This window comes from Micromonospora sp. NBC_00617 (assembly GCF_045161355.1).
Lineage (GTDB): Bacteria > Actinomycetota > Actinomycetes > Mycobacteriales > Micromonosporaceae > Micromonospora.
In genome coordinates, this window is sequence record NZ_CP107751.1 from 4270889 (window position 1) to 4285493 (window position 14605).

Annotated in this window: 14 protein-coding genes; 8 read left to right on the plus strand and 6 right to left on the minus strand. The window is 73.8% G+C overall.

The window, feature by feature from the left end; genetic code table 11:
• Nucleotide 1 precedes the first annotated feature (1 nt).
• The 7 genes from OG505_RS19530 to OG505_RS19560 all read left to right on the plus strand — a co-directional run bounded on the left by OG505_RS19530 (nucleotide 2) and on the right by OG505_RS19560 (nucleotide 6617).
• A complete protein-coding gene (locus tag OG505_RS19530; protein WP_405434604.1) occupies nucleotides 2–529 on the plus strand; it encodes a hypothetical protein in 528 nt (175 codons plus the stop codon).
• A complete protein-coding gene (locus OG505_RS19535; protein WP_405426339.1) occupies nucleotides 526–963 on the plus strand; it encodes a ferritin-like domain-containing protein in 438 nt (145 codons plus the stop codon). Before OG505_RS19530 ends, OG505_RS19535 begins: the two co-directional genes overlap by 4 nt.
• Nucleotides 964–1015: 52 nt before the next feature.
• Nucleotides 1016–1618 (plus strand): PadR family transcriptional regulator, encoded by a 603-nt coding sequence (locus OG505_RS19540; protein WP_405426341.1) that lies wholly within the window; start codon nucleotides 1016–1018, stop codon nucleotides 1616–1618.
• Nucleotides 1619–1623: 5 nt separating this feature from the next.
• Nucleotides 1624–2349, plus strand: coding sequence for an ABC transporter ATP-binding protein (locus OG505_RS19545; RefSeq protein ID WP_405434606.1), 726 nt, complete (start codon nucleotides 1624–1626; stop codon nucleotides 2347–2349).
• Entirely contained in the window at nucleotides 2346–5135 is a 2790-nt protein-coding gene (locus OG505_RS19550) for an FtsX-like permease family protein (RefSeq protein ID WP_405426343.1), read from the plus strand. The genes OG505_RS19545 and OG505_RS19550 overlap by 4 nt, the downstream gene beginning before the upstream one ends.
• Nucleotides 5136–5226: 91 nt before the next feature.
• Complete coding sequence (locus OG505_RS19555) at nucleotides 5227–5727, plus strand: nitroreductase/quinone reductase family protein (protein WP_405426345.1); 501 nt, start codon at nucleotides 5227–5229, stop codon at nucleotides 5725–5727.
• A gap of 152 nt (nucleotides 5728–5879) precedes the next feature.
• Nucleotides 5880–6617, plus strand: coding sequence for a nucleotidyltransferase domain-containing protein (locus OG505_RS19560; protein WP_405426347.1), 738 nt, complete (start codon nucleotides 5880–5882; stop codon nucleotides 6615–6617).
• Between the two features lie 6 nt (nucleotides 6618–6623).
• On the opposite strand, the gene OG505_RS19565 is transcribed toward OG505_RS19560, so the two are convergent.
• Together OG505_RS19565 and map are read right to left on the minus strand one after the other, a co-directional pair.
• Nucleotides 6624–7337, minus strand: a complete 714-nt coding sequence (locus OG505_RS19565; protein WP_405426349.1) for a VIT1/CCC1 transporter family protein — start codon at nucleotides 7335–7337, stop codon at nucleotides 6624–6626.
• Nucleotides 7334–8191, minus strand: a complete 858-nt coding sequence (gene map, locus OG505_RS19570; RefSeq protein ID WP_355066861.1) for a type I methionyl aminopeptidase — start codon at nucleotides 8189–8191, stop codon at nucleotides 7334–7336. The genes OG505_RS19565 and map overlap by 4 nt, the downstream gene beginning before the upstream one ends.
• Before the next feature lie 95 nt (nucleotides 8192–8286).
• Between map and OG505_RS19575 the strand changes: the two genes are divergently transcribed.
• Nucleotides 8287–8601 carry an STAS domain-containing protein gene (locus tag OG505_RS19575; RefSeq protein ID WP_405426352.1) on the plus strand — a complete coding sequence of 105 codons (315 nt, stop codon included), beginning with the start codon at nucleotides 8287–8289 and terminating at the stop codon, nucleotides 8599–8601.
• Between the two features lie 32 nt (nucleotides 8602–8633).
• Here the strand turns inward: OG505_RS19575 and OG505_RS19580 are convergent, their stop codons facing one another.
• From OG505_RS19580 to OG505_RS19595, 4 genes are all read right to left on the minus strand, one after another.
• Nucleotides 8634–12290, minus strand: coding sequence for a SpoIIE family protein phosphatase (locus OG505_RS19580; protein WP_405426354.1), 3657 nt, complete (start codon nucleotides 12288–12290; stop codon nucleotides 8634–8636).
• A 194-nt stretch (nucleotides 12291–12484) separates the two neighbouring features.
• On the minus strand, nucleotides 12485–13036 hold the full coding sequence (locus OG505_RS19585) for a pyridoxamine 5'-phosphate oxidase family protein (protein WP_405426356.1): 552 nt from the start codon (nucleotides 13034–13036) through the stop codon (nucleotides 12485–12487).
• A 47-nt stretch (nucleotides 13037–13083) separates the two neighbouring features.
• The gene (locus tag OG505_RS19590; protein ID WP_405426358.1) at nucleotides 13084–13839 is read right to left on the minus strand and encodes a gamma-glutamyl-gamma-aminobutyrate hydrolase family protein; all 756 of its coding nucleotides are present in this window, start codon (nucleotides 13837–13839) and stop codon (nucleotides 13084–13086) included.
• A complete protein-coding gene (locus OG505_RS19595; protein ID WP_405426360.1) occupies nucleotides 13836–14603 on the minus strand; it encodes a 3-oxoacyl-ACP reductase in 768 nt (255 codons plus the stop codon). The genes OG505_RS19590 and OG505_RS19595 overlap by 4 nt, the downstream gene beginning before the upstream one ends.
• Nucleotides 14604–14605: the final 2 nt, after the last annotated feature.

The window sequence follows — 14605 nt, forward strand, 5'->3', positions numbered from 1 at the left end:
GATGGTGTTCACTTGCCCGGTGGGGATCGGCAGAACGACTTCGCGCGACCAAGTATCCGGACATAACCGGCGAAAGCTCCTGCGTGCAGGGGCGCTGCTGGCGCTCGGCTGCGCAGCGGCGCCGCTGACCGGCTGTGATCTTTTCGACCGCGACGACGAGCCGGCGCCGCCGCCGGACCCGCTGCGTCCGATGGTCGACGAGTCCCTGGGCCTGGCCGCCGCGTACCGGGCGAGCGCCGCCGCCCACCCGGAGCTGGCCGACCGCCTCGGCCCCATCGCCGAGACACACACCGCGCACGCCACCGAGCTCGCCCGGGTCATCGGCGTCGCTCTCCCGTCCACACCCGCCGCCGACCCGAGCGCCACCACGGCGACCGAGCCGGCCGGCGCGCTGGCCGCCCTGCGCGCGCGGGAGAAGACCGCACAGCAGTCCGCCACCGCGGCCTGCGCGGCGGCACCCGCCGAGCGGGCGGCGCTGCTCGGGTCGATCGCCGCCGCACGGGCCACCCACCAGGAGGCACTGAAGTGAGGCAGCCCACCGCCGCGGAGGCCCTCGCCGCCGCCCTCTCCGCCGAGTACGCGGCGATCTACGCCTACGGACGGATCGGCGTCCGGCTCACCGGGGCGGCACGCGAGTTCGCACACCAGGCGGAGGCCGCACACCGACGCCGGCGCGACGCCCTGGTGGTGCAGCTCAGCACCACGGGCGGCACCGTTCCGCCGGGCCGGGCCGGGTACGCGCTGCCGTTTCCCGTCACCGACCGGGCGAGCGCGTTGCGGCTGGCCGTCGAGGTGGAGGAGCGCACCGCGGCGCACTGGCGGGCCGCGTTGGCGTCCACCACCGGCCCGGACCGCGACCGGGCGCTGGCCGCCCTGGTCGAGTACGCCGTACGGGCCACGCGGTGGCGAAAGACCGCAAAGGTGACCCCGCTGACTGTCGCATTTCCCGGCCGCCCGAACTGAACTGGTCCGCTCCGGTTGCGGAGCGCATACCAGGTATGCATACTCCGTTGCCATGTCCATCCGTCACGGGCTGCTCGCCCTTCTCGAACGCGGCCAGATGTACGGCTACCAGCTGCGCGCCGCGTTCGAGGAGTCGACCGGCTCGACCTGGCCGCTGAACATCGGGCAGGTCTACACCACGCTGTCCCGGCTGGAACGGGACGGTCTGGTGCGCCCGCTGCCGGAGAGCGAGGCCGGGCAGCGCCCGTACGAGATCACCGACGCCGGCCGGGCGGACCTCGCGCTGTGGTTCGCCACCCCGATCAGCCGTACCGACCGCCCCCGCGACGAGCTGGCGATCAAACTGGCCCTGGCGCTCACCACCCCCGGAGTGGACGTCCGCTCGGTGGTGCAGGCCCAGCGCAGCGCGACGATGCGCACGTTGCAGGAGTTGACCCGGTTGAAGTACGGCAGCGACCGCCCGGAGGACATGCCGTGGCGGCTGGTGCTGGACTCGATGGTGTTTCAGGCCGAAGCTGAGGTGCGGTGGCTGGACCACTGCGAGAGCAGCCTGGTCCGGCATCAGCCCAACGGGCCGACGCCGTCCCCGCCGCGGCCCCCCGACGGCGGGGCGTCGGACGGCGCTCGGTGGGCCGACGAGGAGGCGCGACGGTGAGCGGAATGGACGACGCGGTGCTGGAGCTGCGCGCCGTCCACCGCACCCATGGGTCCGGCCCGGCTGCGGTCCACGCGCTGCGCGGTGTGAGCCTGGTCGTCCGGCCGGGCGAGCTGGTCGCCGTGATGGGTCCGTCCGGTTCGGGCAAGTCGACGCTGCTGGCTCTCGCCGGTGGGCTGGACCGCCCGACCCGCGGCGACGTCCGGGTCGAGGGCCAGCCGCTCGGGGCGTTGGATCGCCGCGGGCTGGCTCAACTGCGCCGCCGTCGCATCGGTTACATCTTCCAGCAGCTCAACCTGCTGGGCAGCCTGAGCGCGTTGGAGAACGTCGCGCTCCCGCTGGAGCTCGACGGCGTCGGCGGCCGGCGGGCCCGCGCGGCGGCCCTGGCCGCGCTGACCGAGGTGGGCCTGCCGGCGCTGGGTGACCGCTTCCCGGACCAGCTCTCCGGTGGTCAGCAGCAGCGGGTGGCGATCGCCCGCGCGTTGGTCGGCGAGCGGCGGCTGGTGCTCGCCGACGAACCCACCGGGGCGCTCGACTCGCAGACCGGCGAGGCGGTGCTGCACCTGCTGCGTCGCCGGGTCGAGGCGGGCGCCGCCGGCATCCTCGTCACCCACGAAGCGCGCCACGCCGGCTGGGCCGACCGGGTGGTGTTCCTGCGCGACGGCGTTCTGGTCGACACGACGGCCCCGCTGGGCAGCGTCGAGCAACTGCTGTCCGGCAGCGACTGTTGACCCTGCGCCGGACGCCGCTGGTACGCCGCCGCGTCGATCCCCCGGCGGTCGGGCCGGTGACACCGCCCACCTCCCTCGGGCGGCGGAGGTTCGCCGAACTGACCGGCTCGTGGCGGGCGGCGCTGCGGATCGCCCGACGGGAGTCGCGCCGGGCGCGTCGGCGTACCGCCCTGGTGCTCGCGATGATCGCCCTGCCGGTGCTGGTGCTGGCCTTCCTCACCACGAGCTACGACATGTCCGACCTGACCCCGCAGGAGCGTGTCGACCGGCGCCTCGGCGTCGCCGACGCGGAGCTGCGATGGTTCGCCGATACGCCGCTCGTCCAGGACGGGTGGGGCGACAGCTGGTATCCCCGTGACGGCAGCCAGTCGGCGTTCGGCCGTCCGGCCACCGCCGCCGAGGTGACCGCGTTGCTCGGCCCGGGCAGCCGGGTCACCGAGGTCCGCACCGGAAGCCCGGTGCCGGTGCGGGGCCCGAGAGGTGACGAGACCCTCCAGGGGCGGGTTCTCGACCTCACCGACCCGCTGGCCCGGAGTCTGGTGCGGTTCCGGTCGGGGCGGGCGCCGCAGCAGCCCGGCGAGGTCGCGGTGAGCCCGGCGGCGCTGCGCCGCCTGGATGTACGCCTGGGCGACGCTGTGGCCACCGCCGACCGGGCGAGGACGTACACGGTGGTCGGGGTGGTCGAGTTTCCCGACGACCTCGGCCCGGTGGTGGCGCTGCACCCGGCGGCCGTCGGGCGGGCCGATCCGCAGACGGACAGCCGCTGGCTGGTCGACGTGCCCGGCGTCGTCGACGCGGCGATGGTGTCGCGGCTCAATGACCACGGGGTGGTGGTCGCGTCCCGCCACCTGCCGGCCTCGGCGACGTGGCCCCGGAGCTGGATCGGCTACGCCGACACCACCGACCTGAGCACCGGCGTGCTGATCGCCGGCCTGGGGCTGCTGGAGGTCGTACTGCTGGTCGGGCCGGCGTTCGCCGTGGGGGTCCGCCGTCGGCGCCGGGACCTGGCGCTGGTCGCGGTGGCCGGTGGGGACGCGGCCCAACTGCGTCGGGTCGTGCTCGCCGACGGGGTGGTGCTGGGCGTGCTGGGCGCCGCGGCGGGGTTGCTGCTCGGTGTCGGCGCGGCGTTCGCCGGTCGTCCACTCATGGAGCAGTACGTCTTCGGCGCCCGCTTCGGTGGGTACCGCTGCTGGCCCTCGGCCCTCGTCGTGCTCGGCGGGGTCGCGGTGCTGGCCGGGGTGCTGGCCGCGCTCGCGCCGGCCTGGACGGCGGCCCGGCAGGACGTCATCGCCGGGCTCGCCGGGCGACGTACCCCTCCCCCGCCCCGGGCCCGCGCCCTGACCCTCGGGTTGACGCTGGTGGTCGGTGGGGCGGCGCTCGCGGCGTTCGGGGCGAGCCGGACGTCGCCGGCGGTGATCCTGACCGGCCTGATCCTCGGCGAGCTGGGCCTGGTCTGTTGCACACCCACGTTGATCGGCGCGCTCGCCCGGCTCGGCCGGGTGCTGCCGCTGGCGCCCCGCATCGCGCTGCGCGACGCCAGCCGCAACCGGGCCGCCGCGGCGCCGGCCATCTGCGCCGTGATGGCGGCGGTGGCCAGCAGCGTCGCGCTCGGCGGATACCTGACCAGCGACGGGGTCCGCGACGCCCGCGCCTACCGGCCGATGCTGCCCACCGGTCACGTGCTCATCAACCCCCAGGAGCCGGGCCGGCAGCCGGAGCCGACGTTGGCCCAGGTCGACGCAGTCGCCCGGGCGCAGCTGGGCGCCACCGCCGTCGCACCCGTACGCATGCCGCTCTGCTCCTCGACCGACGGCCCGGCGGACTACTGCTCCGTCGGGCCGGAAATCCCGCCGGAGCGCGTCTGCCCCTTTCCGCCGGGGGGCGACCTGTCGGCGGCGCAGCGTCGCCAGGCACGGGCCGACCCGCGCTGCCGGGACCGTGCCGCCGACTACTTCGACAACGGCGTCGAGACACTGGTGGACGACGGCAGCGCGCTGCCGCTGCTCACCGGCGCCGACGCGGCGGCGACCGCCGCCGCCACCGCGGTGCTGCGCGCCGGAGGCGTGGTGGTGACCAACGCGCGCTACCTGCACGACGGCCGGGTGACGGTGCAGGTGATGGAGGTGCGGATCGGGCGGGACGAGGCGACCACCACCCGGCACGACCTGCCCGGGTACGCGTTGCCGCCGACGGTCGGCCAGCCCCGCCTCCTGCTCTCCGCGTCCGCCGCCCGACAGCTCGGGTTGAACCCGGTCGAGGCGGGCTGGGTGGTCGCCACCCCGGCGCCGCCCAGCCAGCGCCGGCAGGACCGATTCACCAACGACCTGCGGGCCTTCGGGAGGTTCTCCCTCCAGGTGGAGCATGGCGCCGCCCCGCGCGACGACTCACCGCTGCTGCTGCTGCTCGCCGCGGCGGCCGGAATGATCACGGTGGGCGCGGCCGGGATCGCCACCGCGCTCGCCGCCGCGGAGAGCCGCGCCGAACTGTCCACCCTCGCCGCGGTCGGCGCTGCCCCTGCGGTACGCCGACTGCTGGCGATCTGTCAGGCCGGAGTGATCGCCGGTCTCGGCTCGGTGCTCGGCATCGTGGCCGGGCTCGGCACCGCGGCGATCGTGCTGTTCTCGGCCAACCGGGAGTACGCCACGGCCTGGCCGGCCCGGGAGCCGTACCCGTACCTGGTGCCGTGGCCGGCGCTGGGCGTGCTGGTGCTGGTGCCGGTGGTGGCGATGCTCGGCGCGGGCCTGTTCACCCGGTCGGGGCTGCCGATCGAACGTCGCCTGGACTGAACCGGGCCACCCGGGCCACCCGGGGCCGTGGGGCCGGAACCAGGCCGTCCGGGGGTGCCGTCGGGGCGGGGCAGCCGGCAGACTGATCCGCGTGTCAGCGCTCGCAACCCTCACCCGTCGACTCGGCCACCACCGCTGGTTCGGGGCGGCCGCCCGTCTGCTGGTCCCCGCCGACCGGATCGTCGGCCGGCTCACCCGGGGCCGGGTGGTCGCGCTCGGCGTGCTCCCGTCCCTTGTGATCACCACGACCGGTCGCCGCTCGGGCAAGCCGCGCAGCAATCCGCTGCTCTACGTGACCGACGGCGACGCGTACGTGGTGATCGGCTCCAACTGGGGGCAGCCCCACCAGCCCGGTTGGGCGATCAACCTGCTCGCCGACCCGACCGCCGAGGTGGACGTGCAGGGTCGCCGGTTCCCGGTGCGGGCCGAGCCGGCCACCGGGGCCGAACGGGACCGCCTGTGGCAGCTGCTGGTCACCGAGTGGCCGGCGTACCGCACGTACGTCGAGCGGGCCGGCGGCCGGGAGATCCGCATCTTCCGGCTGGTGCCGGCCGGGCGCGGCGTGCCGGCCGACACCCCGTCTGCTGGCTAGGCTGACGCCAGTCGCCTGAGGCGGAGGTTGACCCGTGAGCGCGAGGAGTGAGCCGGTCCTGCGAGCCCCGCAGCCGCGAACAAAAGCTGACCCGTGAGCGCGAGGAGTGAGCCGGTCCTGCGAGCCCCGCAGCCGCGAACAAAAGCCGACCCGTGAGCGCGAGCAGTGGGCGGTCGGGTGTCGACCGGGGCCTCGACGATCGACGGTGGACGGTGGCGGAACGGGTCGCCGAGGTGGTCCGGCGGCGGTTTCCGGCCGACGTGCTCGCGATCGGGGTCCACGGTCCCCTGGCGCACGGCGACGACGACGGTGGCGGGGACGGCGAGGTGGGGATGCTGGTGGTCACCTACCGGCCGGGCACCGGGCCGCCGCCGGCGACCCGGCGGGTGGACGGGGTGCTCGTCGATCTGACCGTGGCCGCCGCCGACGACTATCTCGGGCAGGCCCGGGTGCTGTCCCCGTTGTGGCCGCTGACGGCCGACCGGTACGTCACCACCCGGTCGCTGTACGACCCGACGAGCTGGCTGCGGACGTTGCGGGACGAGCATCTCGGCCGGCTCGCCCGGGCCCGGCCGGCGGAGTTCAGCACCGCGGCGCGGCAGTCCTGGTACCGGGGCAGCGCGGCGCACTCGCGGGCCGCCCGGTTGGCCGAGTGGTACGAGACCGACCAGGCGTTGCTGATGCTCGGTGAGGCGCGGTTGGCCGCGGCGACCGTGACCGGCCTGCTGGGCCGCACCTACTTCCGCGATCCGGGCGACGCGGTGCGGCGCACCGGGCTGGCCGGCGCGGACATGACGGAGGTCGGCGCGGTGCTGGCGCGGCAGGCCGAGGAGTTGACGGCCCGTGGCCGCCCGGTCGACGGCACGATCGACGAGCTGCTCACCGGTTGACGGGCGTCACAGCCCGCCCTGCACCCCGATCAGTGCGCCGATCAGGTAGGTGGCGCCGGCCGCGGCGGCGCCCAGCACGAGCTGGCGCAGGCCGCCCGTCCACCAGGGTCGGTTGGTGAACCGGGCCACCACGGCGCCGGCGGCGAACAGGCCGATCCCACCCACGGCGAGCGCCAGCCAGAGATCGGTGGCGCCCAGCAGGTATGGCAGCAGCGGGATCAGCGCCCCCACCGAGAAGAACGAGAACGAGGAGATCGCCGCCGTCCACGGGCTCGGCTGGTCGTCCGGGTCGACGCCCAACTCCTCGCGGACGTGCACCCGCAGCGCCTCCTCCGGGTCACGCCGTACCGCCTCGGCGACCTGGGTGGCGAGGTCGCGGGGCAGGCCGCGGGCCACCCAGGCGTCGGCCAGCTCGCGGGCCTCCGCCTCGGGGTGCCGCTCCAGCTCGCGCCGCTCCTTGGCCACCTCGGCGGCGACCTGTTCGTTGGCCGAACGCACGCTCGTGTACTCGCCGAGCCCCATCGAGATCGCACCGGCCACCAGGCCGGCGGACCCGGTCAGCACGATGCTGCGCGGTGACACGCCACCGCCGCCGACGCCGGCGATGAGGGCGATGTTGGTGACCAGCCCGTCCATCGCGCCGAAGACGGCCGGGCGCAGCCAGCCGCCGGAGACGTCCGCGTGGTGTGCCTCGCGCAGGGCGGCGGGGGTGTCGGTCACGGCAGGGTCAGGATCTCGTGGCCGTCGTCGGTGACGACGATGGTGTGCTCGAACTGGGCGGTCCACCTGCGGTCCTTGGTGACCACCGTCCACCCGTCGTCCCACATGTCGTACTGGTAGGTGCCGAGGGTGATCATCGGCTCGATGGTGAAGGTCATCCCCGGCTCCATGATGTCCGTGGGGCGGGGGCTGTCGTAGTGCGGCACGTAGAGCCCGCTGTGGAAGGTCTCGCCGATCCCGTGGCCGGTGAAGTCGCGGACCACGCCGTAGCCGAACCGCTTGGCGTACGACTCGATGACCCGGCCCACCACGTTGATCTGGCGGCCCGGTGCGACCGCGCGGATGCCGCGCATCATGGCCTCGTGGGTGCGTTCGACGAGCAGCCGGGCCTCCTCGCTGACCTCGCCGACGCAGAAGGTGGCATCGGTGTCACCGTGCACTCCACCGATGTACGCGGTCACGTCGACGTTGATGATGTCGCCATCGGTCAGGACGGTCGAGTCCGGGATGCCGTGGCAGATGACCTCGTTGACGCTGGTGCAGCAGGACTTGGGGTAACCCCGGTAGCCGAGCGTCGACGGGTACGCGTCGTGGTCGCAGAGGAACTCGTGCACCAGACGATCGATCTCGTCGGTGGTCACGCCGGGCTTGCAGTGCTCACCGGCGAGCTGGGTCGCCTGGGCGGCGAGCCGGCTGGCGATCCGCATCTTCTCGATGGTCTCCGGCGTCTGCACGTGCGAGCCGCGCCACTGCTGCGGGCTCTTCTTACCCACGTACTCCGGGCGGGGAATGTGGGCGGGCACCGGTCGCATCGGGGAGAGCGTGCCTGGGGTCAGCGGCGGACGGACGGTCATGCCGTAAGCCTATCGCCGGAGGAGCCGGTGACCCGTGCCACGGCCGGCCGGTCCCGGTTGTTGCCCTGTCAGGTCGGCTGTGCCATGGTGTCTGCGTGGATCAAGGGGGAGCACCACCCGTCTTCTCCGCCAGTGCGGAGGTCGACGGAGAGCACCTCCGCGTGGTGGTGACCGGCGAGGTCGACATGGCGACTGCCGACACGATGCTCCAGACCGCCCTGCGCGAGCCCGCCCGCCGGATCACCCTCGATCTGCGCGCCGTGACCTTCTTCGACTCGGCGGCCATCCACGCTCTGGTCCGGCTCGCCCAGCAGTTCACCGGCACGCTCACCGTGCTGCCGTCCCGGCAGGTCCGCCGGGTGCTGGAGATCTCCGGCCTGGGCGACCAGAGCTGGCTCGACCCGGCCTGAGGCCGCCGACGCCCCGGCCGCCGGGTGCGCGGTCAACCCTGTAACTGCCGGCGCAGCGTCACCTCGGTGCCCTCGTCGGTACGCCGCACCATCAGGTCACCCAGCGCCTTGATCAGTGACAGGCCGCGCCCCCGGAATCCGGAGTCGGTCGACTCCCGCCACTGCCCGGTGTCGCGCACGGTGGCGATCACCGTCCGGTCCTCGATGGCCACCTCGACGCTGATCACCGCCTCGGCCGGCTGGACGGGGTGCTCGATGGCGTTCGCGGCGGCCTCCGAGACCGCCACGGTCAGATCGAACAGGTCCGTCTCGCCGACCTTGTGCGCGACGAGGAAGTCCTCCAGGCGCTTGCGCAGCACGCTCAGCCGGGTCGGGTCCGCCGGCAGCCGCACCGCGAACCGGTTCAGCTCCGCCGCCTCCAGGGCGAGCACTGCCACGTCGTCGCGGCGCGGCCGTCCGGTGACCCGCTCGACCACCGTGTCGATCAGGTCCGCCACGTGCTCGCCGGGGGTGGCGGCGTCGACGCGCAGCTGCTCCAGCGCGGCGTCGATGCCGAGCTGACGGTCCTCGATCAGCCCGTCGGTGTAGAGCAGCAGCCGGCTGCCGGCGGGCAGCTCGCCCTCGACCGTCCGGTACGTTGCATCGGGGATGACGCCGACCGGCGGGCCGAGCGCGCGGTCGTGCAGGAACGCCACGTCGTCTCCTCGGATCAGCAGGGGGGACGGGTGACCGGCGCTGGCGTAGCGGAGCCGGCCGGTACGAGGGCTGAACAACAGGCAGACCACAGTCGCGAACGAGCGCCCCTCGGTGGAGCCGACCAGCCGGTTGAGCCGGGTCAGTGACTCACCCGGGCCGAAGCCCTCCAGCAGGTACGCCCGCAGCGCGTTGCGCAGCTGCCCCATCGCCGCGGCGGCCTGGACGCCCTTGCCGACCACGTCACCGATGACCAGCGCCAGGTCGTCGTCGAGCCTCAGCGCGTCGTACCAGTCCCCACCGACCTCGACGTCGGCGCTGCCCGGCAGGTACCGGCTCGCGACGACCGCGCCCGGCAGCTGGGGCAGCGACCTCGGCAGCAGGCTGTGCTGCAACGTGGCGGCGATGCGGTGTTCGGCCTCGTAGAGCTGGGCGTTCTCCAGCCGAACCCCGACCAGCCGGGCCAGCTGGGTGAGCGCGGCCTCGTCGGCCTGCCCGTCGTCGCCGGCGGCCCGCCAGACCCGCAACTCGCCGAGCTGCTCTCGGGTGGTGCCGGTCAGCGCGGCCACAAAGGACGGGTCGTTGGCGGTGACGCCACCGCCGTCGGCCTCGGCGCGGGCGCCGGCCGCGGTGACCACGACCCGGGCGGCCTCGGCGAGGCTGAGCGCGTGCCGGGCGGCGACGTGCAGCACATCGGTGGTGGAACGGGCGGTGTTGACCGCCACCGCCGCGTCGGCCAGCGCCCGGAGCCGACGGATGATCTGCCCGCGCAGCTGGCCCAGCTCGACGTTGGCCCGGACCCGGGCGATCAGCTCCTGCCCGGAGAACGGCTTGGTCAGGTAGTCGTCGGCGCCCACGGAGAGGCCGGCGACCGCCTCGGCGGAACCGGCGCGGGCGGAGAGCAACACGATCGGCACGTCGCGGGTGCGGGGGTCCGTGCGCAGCGCGCCGACCAGGCCGAACCCGTCCAGCCGGGGCATCATCACGTCGGTGAGCACGAGGTCGAACCCGCCCTCCCGGGCCAGCGTCAGCGCCGCGAGACCGTCGCTCGCGGTGACCACCTCCCACGTCGGGGAGAGCAACCGGGTGACATGCTCGCGCAGGTCGACGTTGTCGTCGACGACCAGGATCCGGCCGGCCGGGGCCGCGTCGGTCGGCTGACGGTCGGTCTGCCCGGGCTGGTCCTCGTCGGCCCACAGGGCCGTCTCCGCCACGTACAGCCGGGCCTGCTCGGGCTCGCCCGTGGGCAGGGGGGCGAACGCGGCGACCCGGTCGGCGGGCAGGTGCGCCGATCCGAACGGGACGGTCACCGTGAAGGTGCTGCCCTCGTCGATCTGGCTGGTCACACCGACGTCGCCACCGTGCATCTCGACCAGTTCCCGGACCAGCGCGAGCCCGATCCCGGTGCCCTCGTGCGTGCGGGCGCGCACCCCCGGCACCCGGTGGAAACGCTCGAAGACGTGCGGCAACTCGGTCGGCACGATGCCCACGCCGGTGTCGGTGACCTCCAGACGGGCGACGCCGTCATCGGCGCGGACCCGCGCCCGGATCTCGCCGTCGAAGGTGAACTTCACCGCGTTCGACACCAGGTTGAGGACGATCTTCTCCCACATGTCCCGGTCGATGAAGACCGGCGCCGGCAGCGGCGGGCAGTCCACCACCAGTCGCAACCCTGCGCGCTCGGTGGCCGAGCGGAAGGTGCTGGCCAACCGGGCGGTGTAGCCGGCCAGGTCGGTGGGCTGGTAGCGGGCGGCCAGCCGACCGGATTCCAGTCGGGAGAAGTCGAGCACGGTGTTGACCAGCTTGAGCAGGCGCAACGCGTTGCGGTGCATCACGACGAGCCGGTCGGTGTAGGCGGCCGGCAGCTCCGGGTCGGCCAGCATGTCCTCCAGCGGGCCGAGCACCAGGGTCAACGGCGTGCGGAACTCGTGGCTGACGTTGGCGAAGAAGTTGGTCTTCGCCCGGTCCAGCGCGGCCAGCTCGGCGGCCCGGGCGCGCTCATGCTCGTACGCCCGCTGGGTGCCCACCGCGCGGGAGATCTGCGCGGCCACCAGGTCGAGGAAGTCGCGGTACTCGTCGCCGAGCGGCAGCCGGCGGGCGACGCCGGCGACCAGCGCGCCGACCGTCTCGTTGGCGGCCTTGACGGGCAGCACGAGCGCCACGTCGGCGGCGTCGGCCGGTGGCTGGGCGAGCAGACGGCTCACCTCGACGGTGGCGGACGAGCCCTCGGCGACCAGCTCGCCGAACGTGTCGGGCGGGACATTGACCGCGGCCGAGTCGACGCAGCTGGCGGCGGTCAGGGTGAATTGGCCGGTGGAATCGGCCAGGTAGATCAGCGCGAACGGCACGTCAGCGGAGTGCCGGGCGAGCACGTCGGCGGCGGTCCGGCCCAGCTCGCCCGCGCTGATCACGTCGGCCAGCTCGGTGCCCAGCTCCGACAACGCCCGCAGCCGGCGTTCGCCGACCACCCGCCCGGTGGTCTCGTTGACCATGCAGTAGACGCCGCTGACCGAGCCGTCGCCACCCCGGATCGGGTCGTACGAGACGTCGAAGTAGGTCTGCTCGACGAAACCGGAGCGGTCCAGCAGGAAGGGGTGGTCCTCGCCGCGGTAGGAGAGCCCGGTGCGCCGGACCCCGTCGAGCAGTGGACCGAGGACGTCCCACGTCTCGGCCCAGTGGTGTCGGGCCGGTCTGCCGAGCACGTGCGGGTGCTTGCTGCCGATGGTCGGCCGGTAGGCGTCGTTGTAGAAGGCGAGCTGCTCGTCGCCCCAGAACATGACGATCTGCGCGCTGGAGGAGAGCATCATGCCGATCGCGTTGGAGAGCGCCGCCGGCCACCCGGACGGCCCGCCCAGGGGGTGGGTGGACCAGTCGAAGGCGCGGAGCCGCTCGCCCAGCTCACCGCCGCCCGCATACGCGGCGGCGAGCAGCGGGGGGATGTGGTGGACGTCCGCGAAGGAACGCCCCGCATCCGCGCCCCCCTGGGCCGAGCTCATGCTGCCTCCCCGCTTCGGCCGTACCCCGCAGCCGTTGATCTTCACGCGCCGTGCTCCGACTTGTACCCCGGCGGACCAGCAACGTAACGCATGACGACCCTTGGACGCTGGTTACCCGTGCCGCACCCGGCGCCGACCCGACAGCGCGGGAGTGGACGCGGGCCCGGGAGGTCGCCGGGAGCGCCCCTGAGCTGTCAGAAGACCGGTAGTCCGTCGATGCTCGCGGCGTTCCTGGTGGCGCGGTAGGTCACCAGATCATCGGCCGTACGGCGGGAGTGTGAGGTGAGCAACAGGTCACGCTCCGCGCGGTAGTCCATCAGCGGCACCGCATAACCGCAGGAGTCGCTGACCCGCTCGACCTCGACAGTGATCACGGCCCGCACGGCGTGCACGTCCGGCGGCGCGGGAAACTCGGCGAGCCGGTCCGCGTAGCCCGCCTCGGTCACCGCGACGCTGCTGCCCCTGCCGTGCAGGCGCACGATCTTCGGCGGCCCGTCGAACGCGCAGAACATCAGCGTGATGCGGCCGTTGTCGCGCAGGTGGGCGATGGTCTCCGCGCCGCTGCCGTGGTAGTCCAGGTAGGCCACCCGGTGCGGGCCGAGGATCACGAAGGTGCCCGTCATGCCCTTCGGCGAGACGTTGACGTGCCCCTCGGGCCCGGACGGCGCGGTGGCCACGAAGAAGACCGGCTGGGCCGCGATGAACTCCCGCAGACGACCGTCGATTCCCGGATAGACCTTGCCCATGCGGTGATCCTCCCATCGCGCCCACACCCCGACGGGGGCGACCTGTGTCACACCGTCGGCGACCCCGCCGCGTCCGCGCCCTCGTGGCGGCCCCGCACCGGCGGGCCGGACGCTCGTTCGCCGGCGGCCCGGACCAGCGCCGTGATCGGGCGCGGGTCCGGCTCGTTCTCCGGATGCCACTGCACTCCGAGCACGAACGGACGGTCCGGATCCTCAACCGCCTCGATCACGCCGTCCGCCGCCCAACCGCTGACCGCGAGCCGCCCCGCCGTGGCGACCGCCTGATGGTGGTACGAGTTGACCCGGTCCACCCCGACCAGCGTCCTCGCCGCCAGGCTCCCCGGCGCGAACCGCACCGGATGGGTGCCGTAGACCCCCGGGGCCGGACGGTGCGCCTCCGAACCGACGACGTCGGGTAGGTGCTGGTGCAGAGTTCCCCCGTACGCCACGGCGAGCAGCTGCATTCCCCGACAGACACCCAGCACGGGCAAATCGGCGGCGAGCGCGGCCGTCAGCAGGGTCAGCTCACCGGCGTCCCGGTCCGGCCGGTCCTCGGTCCGCGGGTGCGGCTGCTGGCCGTACCGCCCCGGACCGACGTCGGCGCCCCCGGCCAACAGGAGCCCGTCGAGGACCGCCAGCACGTCGCCGTCGGAGTCGTCCGGTGGCAGCACCACCGCCCGGCCACCGCCAGCGGTCACCGCCCGCACGTACGCCTCGGGCACCAGCACCGCCCGCACCCCGCTCCACACGGCCCAGTCGGCGGGCTCGACGTACGCGCTGATCCCGATCAGCGGCCGGCTCATAGAGGGGTCACGTACGCGCCGGTGATCCCGCCGTCGACCACGAACTGCGCGGCGGTCATGAACGAGGCGTCGTCGCTGGCCAGGAACGCCACCGCGGCGGCGATCTCCTCCGGCTGCCCGAAGCGACCCATCGGCACGTGCACCAGTCGGCGGGCGGCCCGCTCCGGGTCGGCGGCGAACAGCTCCAGCAGCAACGGGGTGGCCACCGGGCCCGGACAGAGCGCGTTGACCCGGATGCCCTCGCGGGCGAACTGCACACCCAACTCCCGGGTCATCGCCAGTACCCCGCCCTTGCTCGCCGTGTACGCGATCTGCGACGTCGCCGCGCCCATCAACGCCACGAACGAGGCGGTGTTGATGATCGAGCCCTTGCCCTGCCGGCGCATGTGCCCGATCGCGTACTTGCAGCACAGGTAGACGCTCGTGGTGTTGACCCGGAGCACCCGCTCCCACGCGTCCAGGCCGGTGTCCAGGATGGAGTCGTCGTCCGGCGGGGAGATGCCGGCATTGTTGAACGCGACGTCCACCCGGCCGTGCCGGTCGGCCACCCCGTCGAACAGGTCGCGGACCGCCGACTCGTCGGCCACGTCGGTGCGGACGAACTCGCCGCCGCACTCCTGCGCGGCCCTCGTGCCGGCCGCCTCGTCGATGTCCACGCAGACCACCCGGGCCCCCTCGGCGGCGAACCGCCGCACGGTGGCCAAACCGATGCCGCTGCCCGCTCCGGTGACCACGGCCACCCGGTCCTGCAATCGACCCTGCACTG

Bases quoted from the DNA above. Each gene is read 5' to 3' on its own strand.
- map (WP_355066861.1), bottom strand. From the start codon at position 8,191: ATGACCGTCCGTCCGCCGCTGACCCCAGGCACGCTCTCCCCGATGCGA.
- OG505_RS19585 (WP_405426356.1), bottom strand. From the start codon at position 13,036: ATGGGCAAGGTCTATCCGGGAATCGACGGTCGTCTGCGGGAGTTCATC.
- OG505_RS19545 (WP_405434606.1), top strand. From the start codon at position 1,624: ATGGACGACGCGGTGCTGGAGCTGCGCGCCGTCCACCGCACCCATGGG.
- OG505_RS19530 (WP_405434604.1), top strand. From the start codon at position 2: ATGGTGTTCACTTGCCCGGTGGGGATCGGCAGAACGACTTCGCGCGAC.
- OG505_RS19540 (WP_405426341.1), top strand. From the start codon at position 1,016: ATGTCCATCCGTCACGGGCTGCTCGCCCTTCTCGAACGCGGCCAGATG.
- OG505_RS19590 (WP_405426358.1), bottom strand. From the start codon at position 13,839: ATGAGCCGGCCGCTGATCGGGATCAGCGCGTACGTCGAGCCCGCCGAC.
- OG505_RS19580 (WP_405426354.1), bottom strand. From the start codon at position 12,290: ATGAGCTCGGCCCAGGGGGGCGCGGATGCGGGGCGTTCCTTCGCGGAC.